Genomic DNA, 24,739 nt, shown 5'->3' with positions numbered 1-24,739 from the left:
AACTACATAAAGTTATGGCAAAAGAATTAAAAGACCTAACCAAGAGAAGTGAAAACTATTCACAATGGTATAATGATTTGGTGGTAAAGGCCGATTTGGCTGAACAGTCTCCTGTGCGTGGCTGTATGGTAATCAAGCCTTACGGATATGCCATCTGGGAAAAAATGCAGCGTATCCTTGACGATATGTTCAAGGCTACAGGACATGTGAATGCGTATTTCCCGTTGTTGATTCCGAAATCTTACCTGAGCCGTGAAGCTGAACACGTAGAAGGCTTCGCTAAGGAATGTGCGGTAGTAACTCACTATCGTTTGAAGAATGCAGAAGATGGTTCGGGTGTGATTGTAGACCCGGCTGCCAAACTGGAAGAAGAACTGATTATTCGTCCAACTTCAGAAACTATTATCTGGAGTACTTATAAAAACTGGATCAACTCATACCGTGACCTGCCTATCTTGTGTAACCAGTGGGCAAACGTAATGCGCTGGGAAATGCGTACTCGTCTGTTCCTGCGTACAGCTGAGTTCTTGTGGCAGGAAGGTCATACGGCTCATGCTACCCGCGAAGAGGCTGAAGCAGAAGCACAGAAGATGTTGCACGTGTATGGCGATTTCGCTGAAAAATACATGGCTGTGCCGGTTATCAAGGGTGTGAAATCTGCAAACGAACGTTTTGCCGGAGCATTGGATACTTATACTATCGAAGGATTGATGCAGGATGGCAAGGCATTGCAGTGTGGTACCTCTCACTTCCTGGGACAGAACTTTGCCAAGGCATTCAACGTGCAGTTCGTTGACAAGAACAATAAGCTGGATTATGTATGGGCTACTTCATGGGGTGTATCTACTCGTCTGATGGGTGCCTTGATCATGACCCATTCTGACGACAACGGTCTGGTTCTTCCGCCGCATTTGGCTCCGATTCAGGTTGTTATCGTACCTATTTATAAGAACGACGAACAGTTGAAACAGATTGATGCCAAGGTAGAAGGTATCGTCAACAAACTTCGCAGCATGGGTATCTCTGTGAAATACGATAACGCTGATAACAAGCGTCCGGGATTCAAGTTCGCAGACTATGAATTGAAGGGTGTACCTGTACGTCTGGTAATGGGTGGCCGTGACCTGGAAAACAACACGATGGAAATCATGCGTCGTGATACACTGGAAAAAGAAACTCGTTCTTGTGACGGTATCGAAGAATACGTACAGAACCTGTTGGAAGAAATTCAGCAGAACATCTACCAGAAAGCATTGAATTATCGTAACGAACATATCTATAAGGTAGATACTTACGAAGAATTCAAGGAACAGATTGAGAAAGGTGGATTTATCCTGGCTCACTGGGATGGTACTCCGGAAACAGAAGACCGCATTAAGGAAGAAACGAAAGCAACTATCCGCTGTCTGCCTTTCGAAGCAGATGAAGAAAGCCTGACTCCGGGTGTGGATATGCTGACTGGCAAACCTTCTGCACGCCGTGTCTTGTTTGCCCGTGCATATTAATTGGCTATACTTACAGTAATATCATAAAAAAGTCCGGTTCTCTTGAAAGAGGGAATCGGACTTTTTTTTATGGGCTTTATTCTGCTTTCAGGCATTCCATATATTCTTCGTAACTGATGGACCGGCCACCCATTGACTTGAGGTGAGGCGTCTCAAACTGGCAGTCGATAAGGGTACCTCCGTGCGCATGGAGCAGTTGGGCCAGTCGTATCAGGGCAAGCTTGGAAGCGCTGGGTACGAGTGAGAACATGCTTTCGCCGAAGAAGCATGTGCCCAAAGTCACTCCATACAGGCCTCCGACCAGCTTGTCGTTTTCCCATACTTCTACGCTGGCGGCCAGGTTCTGTTCGTACATTCGGATGTAAGCTTCAATCATTTCCTCTCCCAGCCAGGCTCCTTCCTGTTCGATGCGGAGCTTGGAGCAGTTCCGTATCACCTGTTTAAACGCATGGTTGAAAGTTACCTTATACTTATTCTTGTTCATTAGCGTGCGCATGGAATGGGAGATGTGAATCTCTTCCGGAAAGATGACGAAACGCTGCAACGGGCACCACCATTGGATGACTTTCTCGCGGAAGGCATACCAGGGAAAGATACCGTTGGAGTAGGCCAGGATAAGGCGGTCGACGGACAAGTCACCTCCAATGGCCAGCAGGCCGTCAGGGTCTCCCCAGTGCGGGTCCGGAAAAGCCAGTCTTTTTGTCAGTTGGAAAACCATGGTATCGAAATTATTTGAGAATACTCAGTTGATTGTTTTCGGCCGTTACCGTGATGTCACCTCCCTGCTTCAGCGAGCCAAACAGAATCTCACGCATGAGCAACGGCTTCAGGTGGGCGGCGATGGCACGGTCCATTTCGCGGGCTCCGTATTCCGGTTTGAAACCCTCTTTCAGCAGCCATTCATGTGCTTCGGGTGTCAGGTGCAGGCAGACGTGACGGCGAGCCAGCTTTTCATCCAGCTGGCGCAACTTCTTGTCGAGCACTTGCGTAGCCATTTCCCGACTCATGTCATGGAATACGACGGAAGCCGACAAACGGTTGAGGAATTCCGGTTTGAAGGTTTTCTTTACCTGACGGAGCATGGCCTGTCCGGTGCTTACCTGACTGTTGAAACCAATGGAAGCCTGATGCGCATACTGAGCACCGGCGTTGGAAGTCATGATAAGAATCAGGTGGCGGCAGTCCGATTTCCGTCCTTTGTTGTCCGTCAGCATTGCATAGTCCATCACCTGCAGCAGGATGTTGAAAATGTCGGGATGAGCCTTTTCGATTTCATCCAGTAGCAGTACACAGTTGGGCGTTTTCCGAATGGCATCCGTCAGCAAACCACCATCTTCGTATCCGATGTAACCTGCCGGAGAACCGATAAGTTTGGCGATGGTATGCTTTTCCATGTATTCACTCATGTCGAAACGTACCAGTGAGATACCTAATTCTGAAGCTAATACTTTGGCTACTTCAGTTTTTCCCACTCCCGTAGGGCCGACAAACAACAGACTGGCCAGCGGCTTGTTCTCGTCCAGTAATCCGGCTTTGGCCATTTGCACCGCCTCCACTACCTGACGAATGGCTTCGTCTTGTCCGTAAATCTGTCCCGATATGCGTTCGTACAATGCTTCCAGTGAAGCGTTGTCTTCCTCCTTGAGTGCATTGGCATCAATCTTGCAGGTACGTGAAAGTACTTCGGTAATCAGCTTTCTGTCCACCGTCTTTGTGCCGTCTGCGGCCGGATGAATTTCGCGGTAAGCACCTGCCTCATCAATCAGGTCGATGGCTTTGTCGGGCAGGAAGCGGTCGCTGATGTAGCGGGCACTGGCCTTTACGGCATACTCAATCACTCCCGGTTCATAGGTTACGTGGTGATACTCCTCATATTTTTCCTTCAATCCTTCTATGATGCGGATAGCCTCGTCGATGCTGGGCTCCTGAATGTCGATTTGCTGGAAACGGCGTACCATTCCTTTGCTGCGTGAGAAATAACGGTTGTATTCTTCGTAGGTGGTAGAACCGATGAAACGGATGTCTCCCTGTTCCAGGTAAGGCTTCAGCATGTTGGAGGCATCCATCGAGCCATCACCGATTTGTCCGGCTCCGATAAGATTGTGTATCTCGTCAATATAGAGAATGGCTTTCTTCTCTGCGCTGAGGCTTTTCATTACACTCTTCAACCGCTGTTCGAAGTCGCCCCGATATTGTGTACCGGCCAGCATACTACCTAAATCCAGTTCGTAGATACGACTGCCTTTCAGACGCTCGGGCACCTCTCCGGCTTCGATACGGGCTGCCAGTCCGTAAGCCAAGGCTGTTTTCCCTACTCCTGGTTCACCGATGTGTAATGGGTTGTTTTTGTCTTTCCGGCACAGCACTTCGATGGTACGTTCCAGTTCCATCTCCCGTCCAATCAGCGGATTGTGATTCTCCAGCTGTTCGTTCAGGCAGGTAATGAAATTCTTGGAAATGCCATGAGGTTCGTCTGAATCATTCTCATCCAAGCTGAGGTCGTCTCCATAGATGACTACCAGTTGGCTGATGAAATCCGGAATCCGTTCCTTCAGGTGTTTTTTCAGAAAATAGCAAGCCCAGGACTCCGGCAGCAGCAACATGGCCTGTACTACGTGAGGAATGTCCAGCACTTCGGCATTGGATGATTCCACGAAGGCATACGCATTCTGAAACAGCAGGTTGGATTGTACGGAAAACTGCAGTTCATAGTTGGTATCTTCCGGCACCTGTTCCATTTTTTGTGCCAAATATTCGTCCACTTCCTCTTCCATCACCGGGATGTGACAGAAACATTCTTCTACGGCCTCCACAAAAGGGTCCTGGTTAAAGAGTGCGCTGAGAATATGCTCCGGAGTAATGAATTCATGGCGATAACGGAACGCCAGGCCCTGAGCAAACGACAGCGCTTTGTCTACATATACAGATTTTTCGATGTGACTCATTGATTTTTTACAGTTTAATTGTCTTCGGGTTCTACGGTCAGTCGCAGAGGAAATCCTTCCTCACGTGCCATCTGAGTGGCTTTCTGTGCTTTGGACTGTGCCACGTCGTAAGAATAGACGCCTGCCGTGGCCGATTGCTGCTGGTGTACTTTCAGCATCAGTGCCTCGGCTTCCTCCTGCGATTTGAAAAACACGATTTTAAGTACCTTCACCACGAAGTCCATAGTGGTGAAGTCGTCGTTGTGGAGAATCACTTTATAATGTTTGGGTTCGTGCAGCTCCACACGTTTTTTTTCTTTACATAACGATTGTTCTTTTTCCATTTGTCTACTTTAATATAGCAATTCGGACTCGCGTCAACGTGCCGTGTTCAGTGTAAATTCTTTATGGTCGTACATTTGTCCACGGGTATCGGTCACAGCCAGTCGGAAAGTGGCTGTACCCGTCTTGATACGTTTTCCGGCAGTGACGGTAGCCGTATACTTCACCCCGTTTCCCGGCTGAATCTGTTCCACCAGAATGGAAGAGGAGATATGCAGATGTTTCATTCCGCTGATTTCTGCCACGCTGGGAATTACGTTGTAGGCAATTTCATTTCCTCCATTCATGATTTCGAAAATGATTTTGCTGCTTTCTCCCGAGCTGATGACATGGTCATGGTCGTTATCTATGAAACGGATGTTCCGGATGTATAAAGAGGAGAGGGCAGACTGTGTATAGTCCGGCTCGGCGTACACTTGTTTCACGGGATAGTTTGCCCTGTTTTCTTCACGCGATTTAGGAGCCGTCAGCGCTCCACCAATGGCAGCACCAGCCAGTGTGCCGACAATGCTTCCAATGGCAGAACCCCTGTAGCTTCCTCTCCAGCCATGACGGGAGTCGCCCACCAGTCCACCGATGGCACCTCCCACACTATTGCCGATGGCAGCACCGCCTACAATGGCACCGGTACGTTCCGGTTGCGTCGTTCCGCATCCGCTACTCAGTAAGGATACAGCTAAACATAATATCGCGACTTTCTTCATGGTTGTTGTTTTTTGATAGATATTTTATTTGCGGTATTTAGCTTTAATGGCCGGAAGTTCTTTCTGAATGTCATTGATACGACGTGCATCACTGGGGTGTGTACTCATGAATTCGGGTACCTTGCCACCAGAACTGGCCGACATCTTTTGCCAGAAAGTCACTGCCTTGTCAGGGTTATAACCCGCCATGGTCATCAGAATCAGTCCCATATAATCTGCTTCCGTTTCGTGCTTGCGCGAGAAAGGAAGGGTTACTCCGTATTGTGCTCCCACACCGTATACCGTACTGGCGATAGTCTGTACCATCTCACTCTTTTGTGAGAGAGTCTGTCCTAATATTTGTGCGCCATACTGGGTAAGCATCTGCTGGCTGATACGCTCGTTGCTGTGCTTGGCTACAGCATGTGCTACTTCATGCCCCAGTACCACGGCCAGTTCATCGTCCGACGAAACCAATTTCATCAGTCCTTCATACACCACAATCTTTCCTCCGGGCATACAGAATGCGTTGATTTCGTCACTCTTTACCAGATTGAATTCCCAGGCAAACTCCTTGATTTCGTCAGAAAGTCCGTTGCTGCGCAGGTATCGTTCTGTGGCTGCGGCAATGTTCTTTCCCACTCGTAAAACCATGGCCGTCTGGGTGGCATTGGTCGACTTCTGGGCACTTTTTATGTAGTCTTTATACTGAGTCAGGCTGGAAGAAAGCACTTCCTGGTCTGAAACCAGCAACAATTGTTTACGTCCGGTGAGCGGTACCGAACTGCATCCTGTCAGCATCAGCAAGGAAAGGACATACACACTTAGTTCTTTTTTCATAACGGTTTCGTTAGTTGTTCTACAAACATAACAAAAAAATGATGATTTTTGATTATGTTTGTGGCAATAAACTATAAAAAAGAGATGAAAAAGGAACTTTTTATAGCATGTTCTCTTTGCGGGACCATGCTGGTGAATGCTGAGAATATAGAGGTCACTACGTTTAAATACGCAGGACCGTATGCATTAGTACAACCTTATCAGGTTGACAGTGTGGATGTTAATTCCAAGTCGTGGAAAGCGGAGTCACTGCTGGATACGCCGGTGTCATTTTTTTTGCTTGAAGGAGCAGAAGTGAAGCAGGCAAGTCAGCTGTCTCTGTTGGCAGGCTATGCCCTGCACCTTATGGGTTTTGTATTGGAAAATACACACTATGGAGAAGTGTCACTGAAGGTGGAAGGGGCTGAACACTATCAGGTGTATGTGGATGGTAAGCGCGTGGAGGATGCCTCGTTGTCGCTGAATCCGGCTACGCATCAGATGGTCATCAAGTACCTCTCCATGCCGGACGAAAAAAACGTGCCGAAGGTGAGCGTGGATGCTAAGCAGGACGGGGTGTTTACCTTGCGTACCGAACAGGGCCGTCTGTTTACACTGGCCGATGTACTGCATGGTACCCGCTTTACGGGTACTGAACTTTCAGCCGATGGGAAATACCTGATTACATCGTACACTATAACAAAGGAAGGTGGGGAAATGACTTCGCAGACCAAGGTAAAGGAACTGAAGACTGGCAAAATATTGGTAACCCGTGGAGAAACCCTGTACTGGATGCCGCGTTCCGTGAAATATTACTATGTACGTCAGGGTGTATCCGGACGGGAACTGGTGACGGTAGACCCTGTATCCGGACATGAGGAAGTGTGGGTGAGCCATCTTCCGGAAGGCAACTTTCTGGTAGCACCTACAGAGGATTATCTGCTGTTTACTCTCGTACAGAAGGGACCGGAAGAGAAGAAGGAAATCTATGAGTTCATTGACCCGGACGACCGCCAGCCGGGATGGCGCAACCGTACGTATCTGGCCCGTTTTGATGTAAAGACGGGCGTGTGCCAGCCTTTGACCTTCGGTTACAAGAATGTGTGGGTTACGGACATCTCTTCCGACGGACGCTTTATCCTGATGATGGCTTCCAACCACCGTATGGGAAAACGCCCGACCACCTTGTTCTCCGTGTACAAGATGGATGTGCAGACCTTGCAGGTGGAAGAACTGGTGAAAGATGACGGTTTCCTGACCAATGCGCAGTTCTCTCCCGATGGCCGTCAGGTATTGCTGGCCGGAACACCGGAGTGTCTGGGAGGCATCGGCAAGAACGTGAAGGAAGGACAGACCCCGAGCATGATTGATAATCAGCTTTACCTGATGGATTTGCAGAGCAAGCAGATTGAACCGCTGACCCGGACATTCAATCCGAACGTGATGCAGACGGTATGGTCGGCTGTAGACAATTGTGTGTACTTCACCGCCGAAGACCGTGACAGTATCGCACTGTTCCGTCTGAATCCGGCAAAGAAACACATTGAGAAGGTGAATGTGCCTGAAGAAATGGTATTGGGATTCTCTGTGGCCGAGAAAGCCTCTTCGTTATCGTTCTACGGAGAAAGTGCTTCCAATTCTCATCGTTTGTATGTGGTCGATTTGAAGAAGGATGCCTCTAAGCTGGAAGAAGATTTGAACGGAGACTTGAAAGATGTGCTGTTAGGTGAATGCAAGGCGTGGGACTTTGTCAACTCCCGTGGGGACACCATTTGCGGACGCTACTACCTACCGCCTCATTTTGACCCGAACAAAAAATATCCGATGATAGTTAACTACTACGGCGGATGCAGTCCCACAAGCCGCAATTTTGCCAGCCGTTATCCGCATCATGCGTATGCCGCATTAGGTTATGTGGTATATGTGGTAGAACCGAGTGGAGCGACCGGTTTCGGTCAGGAATTTTCTGCCCGTCATGTGAATACGTTCGGTGATTATGTGGCCGACGACATCATCGAAGGAACACGTAAGTTTGTGGAAGCTCATTCCTTTGTCAACGGCAAGAAAATCGGTTGCATCGGCGCTTCCTATGGTGGTTTCATGACGCAGTATCTCCAGACAAAGACCGACTTGTTTGCGGCAGCTATTTCCCATGCCGGTATCAGCGACCACACCAGCTACTGGGGCGAAGGCTACTGGGGCTATTCTTACAGTGAAGTATCGGCAGCCAACAGTTATCCGTGGAAGAATCCGGAACTCTTTGTCGACCACAGTCCGCTGTTCAATGCCGACAAGATACACACTCCGCTGCTCTTCCTGCATGGAGCAGTAGATACCAATGTGCCGGTGGGCGAAAGTATCCAGATGTTTACGGCCCTGAAACTGTTAGGACGTGAAACGGCGCTGGTAGTGGTAGACGGACAAGACCATCACATCAAGGACTATCAGAAACGCATCCAGTGGCAGAACACCATCTTTGCCTGGTTTGCCAAATGGTTGCAGGATGACCCGACCTGGTGGAACACCCTTTATCCTCCTAAAACCTTGTAAAACGGATGAAAATATTACATACTAGTGACTGGCATCTGGGGCAGCAACTGTTTGAATACGACCGCAGCGAAGAACAGCAAGACTTTCTGCGGCAGTTGTGCCACTGGGTAGCCACAGAACAGCCCGACGCGTTGATCGTGTCGGGCGACGTGTTTCATTATTGCAGTCCTTCGGCAGCCGCCCAGCGGTTGTACACGGATGCGCTGGTGGAATTTCATGAAACCTGCCCTTCCATGCAGATTATCATCACGGCAGGTAATCACGACAGCAGTTCCAAGCTGGAAATCAACCGGAATCTGTGGAAGTATGCCGGAGTCACTGTGGTGGGTTCTATCCGAAGGGATGAAGCCGGCCAGGTAGACCTGGAACGTCATATCGTGGAAGTGAAGAACGGTTGCGGCGAATTGAAAGGCTATGTGATAGCCCTGCCTCATGTGTATCCGCAAAACTTTCCGGCGCTCGATGAAGAAGTCCCACGTGAAGAGCGGCAACATCATTTTATCCAAACTTTACTGAACCGTGTGGAGGAACGAAACCAGGGGAATCTTCCGGTGGCGCTGATGGCCCACCTGGCCCTGACGGGAAGTGACATTACCGGACAGGACGACGGACGCGGCGGCATGGAATACACGGACATCCGCCTGATGGGGGAGGGATACGATTACTTGGCCTTAGGACACATCCATTTTCCGCAAACCTTGCTCGGCGGACGGGCCCGTTATTGCGGCTCCCCGCTTCCGGTCAACTTTGACGAGAGTTACGGGCATTCCGTCAGTCTGGTAGAACTGGCTGCACACGGTGCTATGCCCGAAGTGCGCACCTTGCCGGTGCGGAATGTGTGGCCCTTAAAAGTGCTGCCTTCGCGGGCCGTGTCGCAGGAAGAGGCATTGGAGGTGTTGCAGGCCATTCCCGATGAGGAAAAGATGTATGTGCAGTTGCACGTCCGTATTCAGGATGTACCTCCGGCCTATTGCATGGAGCGGGCCTACGAGTTAGCTCGTGATAAGCAGTGCCGTTTCTGCCGTTACAAGTGGGAACGTGAAGTAGTGGAAACGCAGAAGGAGATTACAGAGCTGGATGTAGACCGTTTGCAGACTTTTTCTCCGTCGCAGGTAGCAGCCATCTATTATCAGGACAAGTTTCAGCGGGACATCGCTCCGGAAATGCTCGACATGCTGGAAGAAGCCGTGAAACGGGTACGAAGCCAAGAGGAGGAATAGCACATGAAATTACAGAAACTGATTATTGAAAATATAGCCTCCATCGAGAAGGCGTGCATTGATTTTGAGCATGGGCCGCTGGGCGAGGATTCCATCTTCCTGATTTGTGGGCCGACGGGAGCCGGCAAGTCGACGCTGCTGGATGCAGTGTGTCTGGCACTCTATAACACCACTCCCCGCTTGAAACAGGCAGCCAATGAACGCTACTTGGACGAGAACGACAGCTTTTCCGGCACGGGTGAAGTAAGCATTGACGATTCACGCATGCTGATGCGGCGCGACAGTGTGTCGGCACAAGTGGAGCTGTGGTTTACGGATGCGGCAGGAGATGCCTTACGGGCCGTGTGGAGCGTGGCAAGGGCACGCAACAAGGCTGGAGGGAAAATTCAGAAAGTGGTCTGGACACTTTCTTTGCAGGACGGCACTCCGCTCACGAATAAGTCGACCGAAACACGTACGGAGATAGAGCGGCGTATCGGTCTCACCTTTGAGCAGTTCTGCCGGACTACGCTGCTGGCACAGGGAGAGTTTACCAAGTTCCTGAAAAGCAAGGAGGAGGAAAAATCAAATATCCTGGAGAAACTGACAGGTACGGAAATCTACTCGCGCATCAGTCGGGAAATCTACGTGATGAAGACCGAAAAGGAGGCGGAGCTGCAGGAACTGAAGGCGCAGACGGGCGGCATTGTGTTGTTGACTGACGAGGAACTGGCCGCGCTTCAGGCGGAACAGCGCCAGGTGACAGAAGAAACTGCTACGCTCCGCACACAGTTGAAGCAGGAGCAGGACCTTCGGAAATGGTTGACCGACGAGCAGAAGTTGGCACATGATCTGGAGGAGACCGGAAAGGCGCTTCAGGCACTGACGGAACGGGTAGAATCGGAAGATTACAAGCGCAACAAATCGTTGCTGGATGACTGGGACCGTACGGCTGATGTGCGTTTCCAGTGGACGGAACAGGTGGCCTTGCAGCAGCGTATCCGTACGTCGGAAGAAGAACTGGAACAACTGAAAGAGAAGTACCGTTCGTTGAGTGTTGGCCTGGGTCAACTGGAGCGTATGCAGGTGCAGTGCCGGGAACAGTGGGCGGCGTGCGAGACCTATCTTACCGGTGTGCAGGAAAAGGTGCCGGTGTACGAATCGTTGCAATCGCTTTCGGCTTTGTCTGACCAGATTCAGCGCGCGTTCCAGCAGTCGGAAGATTACCGGAAAGAAAAAGCGCACAAGGCGGCAATGCATCAAAAAACGTTGAAAGTCCGGCAGGAAGCTACGGCATCGTATGAGCAGGCCCGAAAGGTAGCGGAAGAAAAGCAGCAGGAGGTGGCAGTGTGCCGCATGCGGTTAGAGGATTTGCAAGTGGAGGAACTTCGGCAGAAGAAGCAGGAGGCAGACGTTCAGCTGGACGGATGGAAGAAGTTGCGGGAGGCACTTTCTGTCCGTGCGGAAAAGGAACAGGCCTGGCTGGATGTGCAGAAGAACCGGAAAACCTTGCAGGACGATTGCCGGAAACAGCAACAGACGGTAGCGCAACTGAAAGCGCAGGCTGAAGTTTGCCGTAAGGAAAAGGAAGAAGTGCAGCAGGTGTACGACAAGCAGCGGATGTCGTGCGAGGACTGGGCACGCGAAGCCCGCGCACGTCTGTCAAAAGGCGATGTGTGTCCGGTTTGTGGCAAGGAGGTAGGTGATGACTTGAAGAGCGAGGCTCATTTTGTGTCGTTGCTGGAACCGGTCCGTGCGTTGCTGGAAGAAAAGGCACGTCGGGCGGAGGAAGTCTTGACCGCACTGGCACGGGCGGAAGCGGAGGTCCGTTCTCTGATGCGACTGGAAGAAATGGAGGCGAAGAAGGAGACTATTGCAAAAGAAGCTTATTCTCTGGCGGAAAAGGCCGTGGCAGATATGCCGCTTTATGCCACCGTGAAAGAAGCGGACGAGGTCGTATCTCAGGTAGAGCAAGCCTTGTCGGCGCAGCTGGAAGTATGCGACCGGCTGGAAGCGCAGTGGAAACAAGCCGAGGAAGGACAGCAACGCCTGAACCGTCTGACGAAGGAACGGGAGGAACTGACCACTGCCAGCGAGCAATGGCATCGGAAGGTTGAGGAAGCCGACAAAGCCGTGTCCCGTTTGGAAACCGAGCTGCGTATGCTGGAAGAGGCACTTTCGCGTGAGGCACTGACCGTTTCCCAGTGCGTGGAGAAAGGAGAGATCTTGATTGTCTTTACGCCTTGGCAAGAAGCTTGGAAGACCGACCGCGAAAACTTCATTACCGCCTTGAAGAAAGAAACTGACCGGTATGTGGAACAGCAGACGAGGAGAGAGCAACTCTCGCACAAGGTTGAGTCGCTGGCTTCTCAGGTGGAGCAGGTGCAGTCCGTCCGTCAGTCCATCTTGTCGGAACTTCCGGCCTGGGAGCTGGAGACGGCAGAGACGATACCCGACGGGCCGTGTCCGGAAGGACTTCCGGGACAATGGAACACGCTGAACACTTCCGTGCTTTCTGTCTGCCATGCCATAAAGACATCGCAAAAGTTGAGGGAGGAAAAAAGCACCGGAGTGGAAGCTTTTCTTGTCGATCATCCCGAGATTTCCCGTGAGTATTTGGAGAAACTGGCCGGACTGGAAGTGGAGAAAGTGAATATGGCACGCCGTACTTTGCAGAAGTTGGACAACGACCTGACGAGTCGGCGGGCAGAAATGGAACGGGTCGGTCGGGAACTGGCGCAACATCGGGCACAGCGTCCGTCGGAAACCGAAGGGATGACGCTGGCAGTCGTAGAGGAAACCATTTCCCGACTGGAAGAACAGCAGACCGGGAAGTTGGCTCGTTTGGGAGCCATCGCACAGATGCTGGCACATCACGAAGAGTGCCTGCAACGTATCCGGAAAGTGAAGGAACAGATAGAAGTGAAGCAAAAGGAAGTGGACAACTGGGCTGGAGTGGCTGCCTTGTTCGGCAGTGCCGACGGCAAGAAGTTCCGTAACATTGCCCAAAGCTACGTGCTTCGCCAGTTGCTGGCCGGTGCCAATCATTACCTGAGCCGGCTGACCGACCGTTACCGTATGGAGTGTCCGCCGGGTGGACTTACCATTCTGTTGCGCGATGAATACCAAGGCGGGGTGAAACGTCCCACATCCACCATTTCAGGTGGGGAGAGCTTCCTGGTGTCACTGGCCTTGGCATTGGGATTGTCTTCACTCAACCGGAAAAGTCTTTCGGTGGATGTGCTGTTTATCGACGAAGGTTTCGGTACACTGGACAGCGACTACCTGAACACGGTGATGGAAGCACTTGAGAAGTTGCACCAGATAGGAGGCAAGAAGGTAGGCATCATCAGTCACGTGGAAGCCCTGCGCGAACGCATTGCCACCCAGATTCATGTGGAGCGGGTAAACCATACGCTAAGTCGGGTGGAGGTTGTCAATACGATGGGAAATATGTAAATTGTGGGTTTTGTAAATGTTTGATTTTTAGTAGATTAGGATTTGGTAAAAAACGCCTTTGCGTTTGAACTAAAACGCAAGGACATTTCAGGTAAAACGCAAGTACGTTTGAAGTAAAACGCACTTGCGTTTTGTCTTAAACGAACTTGTGTTTCGACCCAAACGTACTTACGTTTTTTCAGGTAATAGGGGATAACTTTTTTTTATGACAAAAATCCAGATAGATGTCGTACTTTTGTATCACGAAACTAAAAACATTATGATTATGTACAAATCTATTCTTCGTCCCTGGTTGTTCCGTATGGATGCCGAGAAAATTCACGGTCAGATAGTTGCTTTACTTCATGTTTATCGTCATTTTCCACCGGTGAAATGTCTTCTTCGTGCATTTTATCGTCCGAAGGCAACACCGTTTCAATGGCGGAACCTGACTTTTGCCAATCGGGTGGGACTGTCGGCCGGATTCGACAAAGAGGCGAATTGCTTTGACGAACTGAGTGATTTGGGTTTTGGTTTTCTGGAAGTGGGAACCGTTACTCCGGAAAAGGTAGCAGGAAATCCTTTCCCCCGAATCTTCCGTTTGCCGGAGGATCATGCGCTGGTTTCACGTACGGGCTTCAATAATCCCGGAAAAGAGGTTGTCCTGAAAAATCTGCAACGGAAACGGGACGGAAAATACATTTTGGGAGTAAATATCAATACCAATGCTCCGACCGATGTGGAGCGGGCCGTGACAGATATTACAGATTTGTACGAGACTTTCAGTGCCTATGCGGATTATTATACGATAAACTGGGGCAGTATGACGCCTGAGATTCTGACTGACGTGTTGACTGCACTCGAGAGCTACAAACAGCGTTTCCACAGACCGGTCTTCCTGAAGTTGCCTGCCGATGTGCCGGTGGAGAAACTGGATGCGGTGATTGAATTTGCAAAGGTGCATCATATTGACGGTTTCATTGCTACGGGACCTACACAGGACCGTTCGCTTCTGATTCATTCCGCACAGGCTGAAGTGGAACGGGTAGGAGCCGGAGGCATCAGCGGACTTCCGGTCATTCATAAGTCTTTGGAGGTGATGAAGTATTTGTCGGCACATGCTCCCAAGGACATGTTGCTGATTGGTGCGGGAGGTGTGATGACACCGTTTGAGGCAAAGGCCATGCGGAATGCGGGAGCTCACCTCGTACAGGTGTATTCCGCTTTCATCTATGAAGGTCCTGGTGTGGTAAAGCGTATTGCCGAGAAAATATAAGCAGTGGCGTACATGTTTTATAAATGATGGTGGCCGACCTGTAAGGTATAATCTTATGGGTCGGCTTTAATTTTATAGGGAGGTTTCAGGGTTGTCTTCAAGTTCTTTGTGATTTTTGGGTAGGAATCGCATGTTATATGTCTGCAAAATTGGGCTGGGTGTCATATTTATTACACCTGAATTTGAAATAATATCTTTTTTTTGCAAAAAAGTATATTATATGATGCTATCCAAACGACAAAAAATGATAACGGCTCTCATTGCAGGAGTGGTGGCAGGCGGTGGACTGTACTTCCTTTACCTCTTGAGAGCACATACGTATCTCACCGACGAGCCTTCGGCTTGTGTGAATTGCCACATCATGTCACCTTATTATGCCACTTGGATGCACAGCTCTCATTCGCGAAATGCGACGTGTAACGACTGCCATGTGCCACATGAGAATTTTTTGAAGAAGTGGACGTTCAAAGGGATGGACGGCGTGAAGCACGTGGCTGCTTTTCTAACCAGTTCGGAGCCTCAGGTCATTCAGGCACATCCGGCCAGTTCACAGGTCATCATGAACAATTGTATCCGCTGTCATGAACAGTTGAATACGGAACTGGTAAAGACCGGCCGCATAGACTATATGATGTCGGAAGTGGGAAAGGGAAAAGCCTGCTGGGATTGCCACCGCGATGTGCCCCATGGAGGAAAGAACAGTCTGTCGTCCACACCGGCGGCCATTGTGCCACTGCCGGATTCACCAGTTCCGGAATGGTTGAGAAAGATGAAAGAATAATTTAAAACTCGTATAGTATGATTCATAATTTTAAATCTTGGCAGGGATGGCTGTTGTTTGGTGCATCAATGGCCGTCGTGTTTTGTTTAGGACTTGCCGTGTCTGCGTTGTCAGAGCGCAGGGCCGAAGTGGCAAGCATATTTAATAACCGGAAGAATCCGATGAAAGGGATTGTGGCTCAGAACGAGAAATTCCAGGGAGATTTCCCGAGAGAATATCAGACTTGGACTGAAACTGCCCGTACAGATTTTGAAAGTGAATTCAACGGAAATGTGCAGGTGGATGTGCTGGCACAGCGGCCGGAGATGGTGATTCTTTGGGCAGGCTATGCCTTTTCAAAAGACTATGCCACTCCTCGTGGCCACATGCATGCCATTGAAGACATTCGTGCCACGTTGCGAACAGGAGCACCTCAGGGTGAAAAAGACGGCCCTCAGCCCTCTACTTGCTGGACCTGCAAGAGTCCTGATGTACCGCGCATGATGCAGGAGATAGGGGTAGATTCATTCTACAATAACAAGTGGGCTGCTTTCGGCGATGAGATTGTGAATCCGATAGGCTGTTCAGATTGTCATGATTCAGAAACAATGGATTTGCATATTAGCCGTCCGGCCCTGATTGAAGCTTTTGCCCGTCAGGGAAAAGACATCACAAAAGCCACTCCTCAGGAAATGCGCTCGCTGGTGTGTGCACAGTGTCATGTGGAATATTACTTTAAAGGAGACGGCAAGTACCTCACTTTCCCATGGGACAAGGGCATGACGGTAGAGGCCATCGAGCAATATTACGATGAAGCCGGCTTTTCTGACTATACGCATGCTTTGAGCCGTACACCGATTCTCAAGGCACAGCATCCTGACTATGAAATTTCGCAGATGGGCATTCACGGACAGAGAGGAGTATCGTGTGCCGATTGTCACATGCCGTATAAGAGTGAGGGAGGAATGAAATTCAGTGACCATCACATCCAGAGTCCGCTTGCCATGATAGACCGTACGTGTCAGGTGTGTCATCGTGAAAGTGAAGAAACATTGCGCAATAACGTGTATGAACGTCAGCGTAAGGCCAATGAGATCAGAACCCGTCTGGAAAAAGAACTGGCTTCGGCACATATCGAAGCTAAATTCGCCTGGGATAAGGGAGCGACAGAGAATGAAATGCAACCGGTATTGAAACTGCTGCGTGAAGCTCAGTGGCGCTGGGATTTTGGAGTAGCTTCTCATGGAGCTGCTTTCCATGCACCTCAGGAAATTCAGCGAATCCTGTCGCATGGACTGGACAGAGCACTGCAGGCCCGTCTTTCTCTTGTCCGTATTCTGGCTAAGCACGGTTACACGGAGAGTGTGCCGATGCCGGATATTTCTACCAAAGAGAAAGCGCAGGAGTTCATAGGTCTGGACATCCCGGCTGAAAAAGCTGCTAAAGAACGTTTCTTGAATGAAACGGTTCCGAACTGGTTGAAAGAAGCAAAACTGAAGGAACGTATCATTTAAGTGTTATGTGGAAAAATACTTGGGGGATAAAAGAAGGAATAATGACCTGTGCGGGATTGCTCGTCATAGGTCTTATTCTTCATTTGATGACGGGTGGAGTAGACTGGAACAGCTTTTCCTGGCCATTGAATTTGTGTGTGGCAGTGGCTTACCTGGTGGGGCTGGTGGCATTGTATTCTTTGCGGAAAAAGCTTTATTTCGTGCGCTGGGCCATGTCGTACAAAGCGGCGATTCCTTCGCTGGCAGCTGTGTCGGTCCTTACATTCTGTATGGGTATGATTAAGCAGGTCCCGGGACATGTACCTGCTGAGGGTATTTCCATGTTTAACCGCATGATTTCATGGTGGCCTTTCGTGTTGGAGTATTTTTGGATGACGTCCATCGTAGGACTGGTATCGCTCAAGCACCTATTTTCATTTCGGTTTCAGAAGATACCGTTTCTGCTGAATCATTTTGGGTTATTCGTGGCGTTGGTATCTGCTACACTGGGTAGTGCCGATATGAAACGGTTGACGATGAATACACGTGTGGGTCAGGTTGAATGGCGTGCTACGGACACGAACGGGCAGTTAACCGAGTTACCACTGGCCATCGAACTCAAGAATTTCAGTATAGAAGAATATCCTCCCAAGCTGATGCTGATAGACAATGCTACCGGAAGAGCTTTGCCAGACAACGCACCTGCTCATCTGCTTTTGGAAGAGGGTGTCAGTCAGGGTGTGTTGCCCGGATGGAATATTGAGGTACGTAACAAGATAGATATGGCTGCCTCCGTGTCAGGAGAAGATACGGTGAGGTACGTGGAATGGCCGAGCATGGGAGCTACGTGTGCCGTCCATGTCAGGGCTACTTCTGCTGATGGAAAGCAGATGGCAGACGGCTGGGTAAGCTGCGGAAGTTTTCTGTTCCCGTATCAGGCGCTCCGGCTCGATAGTGTCTGCAGCCTGGTGATGCCCGACAGAGAGCCACGGCGCTTCTCGTCTGAGGTGACAATTTATACAGAGACAGGAAAAAAGCTTGAGCAGACAATTGAAGTCAATAAGCCGGCGAAAGTGGAAGGCTGGAAAATCTATCAGTTAAGCTACGATGAGGGCAAAGGTCGCTGGAGTGATGTCAGTGTGTTTGAACTGGTGTCAGACCCATGGCTTCCGGTAGTTTATGTGGGAATTGTAATGATGATGTTGGGGGCTGTATGCATGTTCGTAACGGCCCAGAAGAATAATAAGTGTTGAGAAGAATATGCTGAATTGGGACTGGTTTAGTTATTTTGCCCTGGTGGCTGTGCTGTGCTGGATAGCTGGTGCATGGAGTGCCTTTAAGGGGAGTCGTCTGCGCGCATGTGCGTGTACGGTGTTAGGGCTTGTGGTGTTTGGTACATTTATCAGCTTGTTGTGGCATTCACTGGAGCGTCCTCCTCTGCGTACGATGGGAGAAACCCGTTTGTGGTATTCGTTCTTTTTGCCTTTTGCCGGACTGATTACTTACATAAGGTGGAAATATAAATGGATATTAGGATTTGGCACATTGCCGTCGGTTGTTTTTATCTGTGTGAATATTCTGAAGCCGGAGATACACAATAAAGCGCTCATGCCTGCCTTGCAGAGTCCCTGGTTTGCTCCTCATGTCATTATTTATATGTTCGCTTATGCCATGCTGGGAGCTTCTGCCGTGATGGCCATTTACCTGCTCTGGGTCAGAAAGAACCGGTGTGACGAGAAGGAAATGGCCTTGTGTGATAACCTTGTATATGTCGGACTGTCGTTCATGACACTGGGAATGCTTACCGGTGCCTTATGGGCGAAGGAAGCCTGGGGACATTACTGGGCGTGGGACCCCAAGGAAACTTGGGCGGCTGTGACCTGGTTTTCGTATCTTACTTACATTCACATGCGAATAGGGTTACAGCAGAAGCGTCGGTTGTCATTGTCGGTCCTGCTGATTTCTTTTGTTTTTCTGCAGATGTGCTGGTGGGGCATTAATTACCTGCCTTCCGCACAAGGAAGCAGTATTCACACCTATAATATGAACTGATAAAAACGCTGAGAGTATGAGAAAAAGAATTTTGTCTGCATGGGCGGTGGCTTTGCTTCTTGGGCAGGTGTCCTTGGTCCATGCTCAGGAGAATGAAGAAAGTCATTTTTGGGCCTCAGCCCAGATTCGTACAAGAGGAGAATACCGGAATGGCGCGCTGTCTCCCCGCGGTGAGGGTGATAAACCTGCGGGGTTTATCAATGAACGTGCCCGACTGACTTTGGGATATGAACGCAAGAAGTTGTCGTTGAAGTTCTCGGCACAGCATGTCGGTGTGTGGGGGCAGGATGCGCTGGTTGACAAAAACGGGCGTTTTATATTGAACGAGGCTTGGGCTGCATTCCATCTGAATGACTCGTGGTTCATGCAGCTGGGAAGGCAGTCGCTGGTGTATGATGATGAGCGCATTTTGGGAGGACTGGACTGGAACGTGGCAGGGCGCTATCATGATGCCCTGAAAATAGGCTACAGACATGGAGGGCATCAGCTGGATGGTATCTTTGCTTTCAACCAGAATGACGAGACCCTGATAGGCGGAACATATTATGACAGCAGCAAGACCAAACTTTATAAAAATATGCAGTCCTTGTGGTATCATTATGATTTCGCATCTGCACCTGTGAAACTTTCTGTGCTGGCCATGAATCTGGGTCAGGAAGGAGGTGATGCCGAAACCCGAGAGTCGGATACACAATATATGCAGACGGTGGGCACGTACGTACAATTCACCCCGGCCTCATGGAATCTGTCAGGATCTTTCTATTATCAGACAGGAAAGAATGTATCCGCACGCAAGGTTTCTGCTTTCATGGGAAGTGTGCGGGCTTCGTATTCTATCAATGACAGCTGGACGGTCAATGTGGGAACTGATTACCTGAGTGGTAGTAAGAAGTCCGATGCCACTTACCGGGCTTTTAATCCGCTGTATGGCACTCATCATAAATTTTACGGAGCAATGGATTATTTTTATGCGTCCGATTTTGTGAATGGCTATGCACCGGGACTTTCTGACACGCAGATAGGAGTAGGTTATAAGGTATCTTCTTCTGTATCGATGGGACTGAATTATCATTATTTCGCCACAGGTGTGAAGCTGGAGAGCCTGAACCGTACCTTAGGGTCTGAACTGGATTATCAGCTGGACTGGAAAATCATGAAAGATGTCAGCCTTTCGGTGGGTTACTCGCTGATGAGAGGAACTTCGACAATGGATGTCGTGAAAGGAGGAAATCACAAAAGCTGGCAAGACTGGGGATGGGTGTCTTTGAACGTCAATCCGACTCTTTTCAAAAAATAATAGTTACGTGCGCAATAAAAAAGGACAAGGACTGTTCCACATTGAAGGAGCGGTCCTTGTTCTTTATATAATGCCTTTTATGGCTTTTCGGTTCAGTTCGATGTAATTGCCTTCTTTCCTTTTGAGGATGCCTTCTTTTTCCATCTTATTGAATTCGGTAGACAGGGCCGGACGTGTCACGTTAATGTATTCGGCCAGTTGCGTAAGGGTATGCGTCAGTTTCACGGTAGAAGTGTCTTTATCCAGCTGTTTCAGTAAATAGACCAGGATTCTTTCGCGAATGGTTTTTCGTGACAGCACGTCCAGTCGCATGGTGGTACACACGTTGCAGTTGCCTGATACGCAGAGAAAACTTTTCAGCATATCCGGATATTTGCTGATAAGATGGAAGGTGGAGTCCTTGGTGGCAGTCAGGAGGACAGACTTTTCCAGTGTACGGAATGTGGCGGGGAAACGGTTGTCTTTCTTGAACAGGTGAGGGGTGGCGAAAGCCCTAGGCGACTCAATGTGTTCGATTAAGACTTCATTGCCGTTGGCATCGATAATGTTCACCTCCAAGGTTCCTTCAAGCAATACATACAGATTACAGCATATATCTCCTTGCTCCAGGATAACCGTATTCTCGTTGATTTCCTGAAGACGGAAGTCAAGTCTTTTTAGAATCTCACTTTTCAGGTAATCCGGCAGTTCTTTAAAGAGTGGAATAGAAAAAAGTTTTTCCTTGTAATAATCGTTGAATGGTATGCTTTTCATTATCTGTCTTTCTGCATTTTCTTTTGCAAAAATATGTTTTTTGTTTATTACTTTCAATAGAAAGGCAGGATTAATCTGTTTTTGTGAGAGTGTTAATTAATCCCCTTGTCATAAATCTTACATGCAGATTGACTGGCGAGCCGTATTTTTGTGAAACAAATACAAAGGAAAAATCTGAATAAAAGGAATTACAGATGAGAAAAGCAAGTAGAGAAATGGATAGTCAGTGGGCTTTGGAGGTTATGCGCAGGGCTCCTTATATCACGGTCAGCTTTACCCGGGTCGACGGAAGTGCATACGGGGTGCCGCTTTCACTGGCTTGTACAAGTGATGACGTGTGGTATTTTCATTGTGCTCCTGAAGGGGATAAGCTGGATGCCATTGCCGTGCATCCGGAAGTATGTCTTTCGGCGGTTACGAAGTGCCAGCCTACTGTGGGGCCGAAGGACGGCACGTTTACACTTCAATATCGTTCGGCCATCGCTTTTGGCAAGGCGGAACGGGTGACGGATACGGAAGAGAAGATTGAGGCGCTTCGGGCCATCAGTCAACGTTTCCTGCCCAAGCATATGGATGCGTTTGATGAGGCGGTGCAGAGAAGCCTTCATCGTACGGAGGTGGTACGGATTACTTTATTAAGCCCTCCCACCGGCAAGCGTAAGCAATATGACAAGAATGGAGATGAAATGAAATACGGCAGGATGGAATGATCTTGCCGCAGGCTATATCGTAAAATGTAAAAGATGATGGAACTGTTTGATGTGTATTCGGTTTTTCCCGTGAATATCGTAAGGGGAAAAGGTTGTGAGGTATATGACGAGAAGGGGCAGGCCTATCTTGATTTGTATGGCGGACATGCCGTGATTTCGGTGGGACATTCGCATCCGTATCTGGTGAAGTGCATGAGTGAGCAGCTGCAACAGCTGATGTTTTATTCGAATTCTGTCATAAATAAGTTGCAGGAAAGACTGGCTAATGAGCTGGGTGAGCTGTCGGGGTATCCTGATTATCGGGCGTTCTTTGTCAACTCGGGAGCAGAAGCCAACGAAAATGCCCTGAAACTGGCTTCGTTTCATACGGGAAAAAAACGGGTAGTGGCTTTTAGAAACTCTTTTCATGGGCGCACGTCGGCGGCTGTGGAAGTGACGGACAATCCTGCCCTTCATGCACCGATTAATACGAATCATAACGTGTATTTTGCGGCCTTGGATATAAAGGAAGTGGAAACGGAGTTGGCCAAGGGAGATGTGTGTGCCGTAATTCTAGAAGGAATTTCAGGAGTAGGGGGAATCCAGGTCCCCGATGAGGACTTTCTGCGGCAATTGAGGGAACTGACGAGACGTTATGGGGTGGTATTGGTTCTTGATGAAATACAGTCGGGCTATGGTCGTACGGGGAAGTTCTTTGCTCACCAATGGGCTGGCATCAAACCGGACCTTATCACTGTGGCTAAGGGGATAGCCAACGGATTTCCTTTTTCGGGAGTCTTGATCAGTCCGATGTTTGCCGCCCGAAAAGGAATGCTCGGTACGACGTTCGGTGGCAATCATTTGGGATGCGCCGCCGCTCTGGCTGTGCTGAAAATTATCCGCGAGGAGAAACTGATAGAGAATGCTCTTCATACGGGAGCGTATCTGATGCAGCGGTTGCAGGAACTGCACTCTCCGCTTATAAAAGAAATCCGGGGACGTGGACTGATGGTGGGGGTGGAACTGACCGTGCCGGTGAAAGAGGTACGCGAACCCCTGCTGTTTGAGGAACGGATTTTTACCGGCTATTCCGGGTTGTATACATTAAGAATACTTCCTCCGTTGATACTTTCAACGAAAGAAGTGGATATATTTGTAGGGAGTTTGAAGAAAGTGCTGGATGGATATTATGAAAATAGCAGATAAGCTTTATAAAGTTTTCGTTGTTGCGGGTAGCGAACCTTTAGGAACAGCGGGGATTCAGGCCGATATGAAAGCCATCGTGGCTTGTGGAGGGTATGCGGCAGGAGCAGTGATATGTATTGTAGATGAGGACACAACTCATGTAAAAGGAGTACACTTGATACCGGCAGATATGATTGCAGGACAAATCCGTTCTTTCCTTGGAGATGTGGGGGCAGATTGCATAAAAACCGGTATGTTGTATTCTAAAAATATCATTCGGCTTGTTGCAGGCATATTAGATGAATATAGCTCGATTCCAGTTGTCGTTGATCCGGTCATGGTTACTTCTTCGGGTGACAAATTGTTGGAAGAAGATGCGGTGCAAGCTTATAAAGATTACCTATTTCCTCGTGCTTCTATCCTAACTCCGAATAAGAAAGAGGCTGAGTGGTTGTGTGGAAAGGAGTTGAATGAGGGTAATATAGAGGAATGTTTGAAGGATTTGAGCCGTTGGGGAAATAGTGTAGTTATAAAGTCGGTGGAGAACCGTGATTTCTTTATCGATTATTATTATAATCCGGTGGAGAAGGTGATGAAGGTTTACAAGAAGGAAGGAATTCGAACCCGAAATGTAAATGGAACGGGAGATAGTTTTGCTTCTGCAATAGCGACTTTTTTAAGTAAAGGTTATGGGATTGAGTTTGCTGTTGCTGAAGCGGAAAGGTTTATTCAGCAGTCCATTGAGTTAGGAGCCCGCTTTAAGTTTGGAAGAGGATTCGGTCCTGTATATCCTTATTATGAAGTACAAGAATAAATGTGTAACAATACGAAAATAATATGAAAACAACTGAATTTATCGGGGCTGCGGAACGGCAGCTTCATGAACTGGCAGGCAGAATGGTAGCCTATAATGCAGGTGACCCGAAGCGTATACAACATTTGATAAAAGTACATTATTTTGCCCGTATGATTGGTTTGGCAGAACATGTGGATGAGGCTACTCAACTGATTTTGGAGGCGGCAGCTATTGTGCATGACATTGGTATCCGGATTTGTGAGCAGAAATACGGAGTCTGCGATGGAAAGCATCAGGAGCTGGAAGGTCCGGACGAAGCCCGGAAACTGCTGACGGATATGGGGACATTTTCTGAAGTACAAATAGAACGGATATGCTGGCTGGTAGGGCATCATCATACGTATGACTCCATTACAGGAATAGACTATCAGATTCTGGTGGAAGCCGATTTTCTAGTTAACATTTACGAAGATAATCTGCCGGCCGATGCTATTCGCAAGGTGAAAGAAAAGATTTTCAAAACCTCGGCAGGACGGGCATTGCTCGATACGATGTTTGGAGTTGAAAACAATACGCTCTAAAAAAAAGCCCTCATTTCTGCATGTGGCAGGAATGGGGGCTTTGAAGTTATTGAATCATTTTTAGGGGCTATAGAAGAACTTGGGAAACAGAAGTTTTTTCCGTAATTTTGAAACAGTGTATTTTTATAATAGAGGTATGAATAAATTTAGCAATAAATCGATTGAAGAACTCGGTTTCTATGTATATTCGTTAGTAGACCCTCGAGATGGTAAAATCTTCTATATTGGAAAAGGATGTGGAAATCGTGTTTTCCAGCATTGTGAGGCAGCCCTACAAGGGGATGAAGTATCCTTAAAATTAAATTTAATTCGAGAGATTATTTCTTTGGGATTACAAGTAGAGCATTGAAGTGATTTAAACTTTTCTTTTCCTTGCACATTTTCTCAATAGCATAAC

The 24,739-nt window shown here is 48.7% G+C and carries 21 protein-coding genes; 15 read left to right on the top strand and 6 right to left on the bottom strand.

The window, feature by feature from the left end; genetic code table 11:
* Positions 1 to 14: 14 nt before the first annotated feature.
* The gene (proS, locus tag DXD04_RS08635) at positions 15 to 1,505 is read left to right on the top strand and encodes a proline--tRNA ligase (protein ID WP_007560437.1); all 1,491 of its coding nucleotides are present in this window, start codon (positions 15 to 17) and stop codon (positions 1,503 to 1,505) included.
* A 76-nt stretch (positions 1,506 to 1,581) separates the two neighbouring features.
* Here proS and aat read toward each other — a convergent pair whose 3' ends face one another.
* The 5 genes from aat to DXD04_RS08610 are packed head-to-tail and all read right to left on the bottom strand — an operon-like array spanning position 1,582 to position 6,294.
* Positions 1,582 to 2,223, bottom strand: a complete 642-nt coding sequence (gene aat, locus DXD04_RS08630) for a leucyl/phenylalanyl-tRNA--protein transferase (RefSeq protein WP_117672631.1) — start codon at positions 2,221 to 2,223, stop codon at positions 1,582 to 1,584.
* Between the two features lie 10 nt (positions 2,224 to 2,233).
* Entirely contained in the window at positions 2,234 to 4,450 is a 2,217-nt protein-coding gene (locus tag DXD04_RS08625) for an AAA family ATPase (protein WP_117672629.1), read from the bottom strand.
* A gap of 14 nt (positions 4,451 to 4,464) precedes the next feature.
* On the bottom strand, positions 4,465 to 4,773 hold the full coding sequence (locus DXD04_RS08620) for an ATP-dependent Clp protease adaptor ClpS (protein ID WP_007560443.1): 309 nt from the start codon (positions 4,771 to 4,773) through the stop codon (positions 4,465 to 4,467).
* Between the two features lie 33 nt (positions 4,774 to 4,806).
* Positions 4,807 to 5,475, bottom strand: a complete 669-nt coding sequence (locus DXD04_RS08615; protein WP_117672627.1) for a glycine zipper family protein — start codon at positions 5,473 to 5,475, stop codon at positions 4,807 to 4,809.
* 24 nt (positions 5,476 to 5,499) lie between these two features.
* Entirely contained in the window at positions 5,500 to 6,294 is a 795-nt protein-coding gene (locus DXD04_RS08610) for a M48 family metallopeptidase (protein WP_117672625.1), read from the bottom strand.
* An 84-nt stretch (positions 6,295 to 6,378) separates the two neighbouring features.
* Here DXD04_RS08610 and DXD04_RS08605 point away from each other — a divergent pair, with 84 nt between their 5' ends.
* The 9 genes from DXD04_RS08605 (at position 6,379) to DXD04_RS08565 (ending at position 20,338) form a co-directional block, all read left to right on the top strand.
* Positions 6,379 to 8,823, top strand: a complete 2,445-nt coding sequence (locus DXD04_RS08605; protein ID WP_117672712.1) for a S9 family peptidase — start codon at positions 6,379 to 6,381, stop codon at positions 8,821 to 8,823.
* A 5-nt stretch (positions 8,824 to 8,828) separates the two neighbouring features.
* Positions 8,829 to 10,043: a metallophosphoesterase family protein gene (locus DXD04_RS08600; protein ID WP_117672623.1), complete on the top strand. Its 1,215-nt coding sequence runs from the start codon at positions 8,829 to 8,831 to the stop codon at positions 10,041 to 10,043.
* Between the two features lie 3 nt (positions 10,044 to 10,046).
* Complete coding sequence (locus DXD04_RS08595; RefSeq protein ID WP_117672621.1) at positions 10,047 to 13,481, top strand: AAA family ATPase; 3,435 nt, start codon at positions 10,047 to 10,049, stop codon at positions 13,479 to 13,481.
* Between the two features lie 265 nt (positions 13,482 to 13,746).
* Positions 13,747 to 14,736: a quinone-dependent dihydroorotate dehydrogenase gene (locus DXD04_RS08590; protein ID WP_181977474.1), complete on the top strand. Its 990-nt coding sequence runs from the start codon at positions 13,747 to 13,749 to the stop codon at positions 14,734 to 14,736.
* Between the two features lie 220 nt (positions 14,737 to 14,956).
* On the top strand, positions 14,957 to 15,517 hold the full coding sequence (gene nrfH / locus DXD04_RS08585; RefSeq protein WP_117672710.1) for a cytochrome c nitrite reductase small subunit: 561 nt from the start codon (positions 14,957 to 14,959) through the stop codon (positions 15,515 to 15,517).
* 17 nt (positions 15,518 to 15,534) lie between these two features.
* Positions 15,535 to 17,010 carry an ammonia-forming cytochrome c nitrite reductase gene (gene nrfA / locus DXD04_RS08580; RefSeq protein ID WP_117672617.1) on the top strand — a complete coding sequence of 492 codons (1,476 nt, stop codon included), beginning with the start codon at positions 15,535 to 15,537 and terminating at the stop codon, positions 17,008 to 17,010.
* A gap of 5 nt (positions 17,011 to 17,015) precedes the next feature.
* On the top strand, positions 17,016 to 18,242 hold the full coding sequence (locus DXD04_RS08575; protein WP_117672615.1) for a cytochrome c biogenesis ResB family protein: 1,227 nt from the start codon (positions 17,016 to 17,018) through the stop codon (positions 18,240 to 18,242).
* Positions 18,243 to 18,252: 10 nt separating this feature from the next.
* Positions 18,253 to 19,041, top strand: a complete 789-nt coding sequence (locus tag DXD04_RS08570; RefSeq protein ID WP_117672708.1) for a cytochrome c biogenesis protein — start codon at positions 18,253 to 18,255, stop codon at positions 19,039 to 19,041.
* A 16-nt stretch (positions 19,042 to 19,057) separates the two neighbouring features.
* Complete coding sequence (locus tag DXD04_RS08565) at positions 19,058 to 20,338, top strand: alginate export family protein (RefSeq protein ID WP_117672613.1); 1,281 nt, start codon at positions 19,058 to 19,060, stop codon at positions 20,336 to 20,338.
* 63 nt (positions 20,339 to 20,401) lie between these two features.
* Here DXD04_RS08565 and DXD04_RS08560 read toward each other — a convergent pair whose 3' ends face one another.
* Positions 20,402 to 21,091, bottom strand: a complete 690-nt coding sequence (locus tag DXD04_RS08560; protein ID WP_177298822.1) for a Crp/Fnr family transcriptional regulator — start codon at positions 21,089 to 21,091, stop codon at positions 20,402 to 20,404.
* Between the two features lie 194 nt (positions 21,092 to 21,285).
* Here DXD04_RS08560 and DXD04_RS08555 point away from each other — a divergent pair, with 194 nt between their 5' ends.
* The 5 genes from DXD04_RS08555 (at position 21,286) to DXD04_RS08535 (ending at position 24,691) form a co-directional block, all read left to right on the top strand.
* Positions 21,286 to 21,801, top strand: coding sequence for a pyridoxamine 5'-phosphate oxidase family protein (locus tag DXD04_RS08555; RefSeq protein WP_117672609.1), 516 nt, complete (start codon positions 21,286 to 21,288; stop codon positions 21,799 to 21,801).
* A gap of 36 nt (positions 21,802 to 21,837) precedes the next feature.
* Positions 21,838 to 22,986, top strand: a complete 1,149-nt coding sequence (locus DXD04_RS08550; RefSeq protein ID WP_181977131.1) for an aspartate aminotransferase family protein — start codon at positions 21,838 to 21,840, stop codon at positions 22,984 to 22,986.
* Positions 22,961 to 23,779, top strand: coding sequence for a bifunctional hydroxymethylpyrimidine kinase/phosphomethylpyrimidine kinase (thiD, locus tag DXD04_RS08545; protein WP_117672605.1), 819 nt, complete (start codon positions 22,961 to 22,963; stop codon positions 23,777 to 23,779). The genes DXD04_RS08550 and thiD overlap by 26 nt, the downstream gene beginning before the upstream one ends.
* 23 nt (positions 23,780 to 23,802) lie before the next feature.
* The gene (locus DXD04_RS08540; protein ID WP_181977128.1) at positions 23,803 to 24,342 is read left to right on the top strand and encodes an HD domain-containing protein; all 540 of its coding nucleotides are present in this window, start codon (positions 23,803 to 23,805) and stop codon (positions 24,340 to 24,342) included.
* A gap of 136 nt (positions 24,343 to 24,478) precedes the next feature.
* Positions 24,479 to 24,691, top strand: a complete 213-nt coding sequence (locus DXD04_RS08535; protein ID WP_117672603.1) for a GIY-YIG nuclease family protein — start codon at positions 24,479 to 24,481, stop codon at positions 24,689 to 24,691.
* Positions 24,692 to 24,739: the final 48 nt, after the last annotated feature.

The sequence above is a fragment of the Phocaeicola plebeius genome (assembly GCF_003437535.1).
GTDB lineage: Bacteria > Bacteroidota > Bacteroidia > Bacteroidales > Bacteroidaceae > Phocaeicola > Phocaeicola plebeius_A.
Note: the sequence above shows the minus strand (reverse complement) of the source record. Positions and strands in the feature narration are given on the sequence as shown.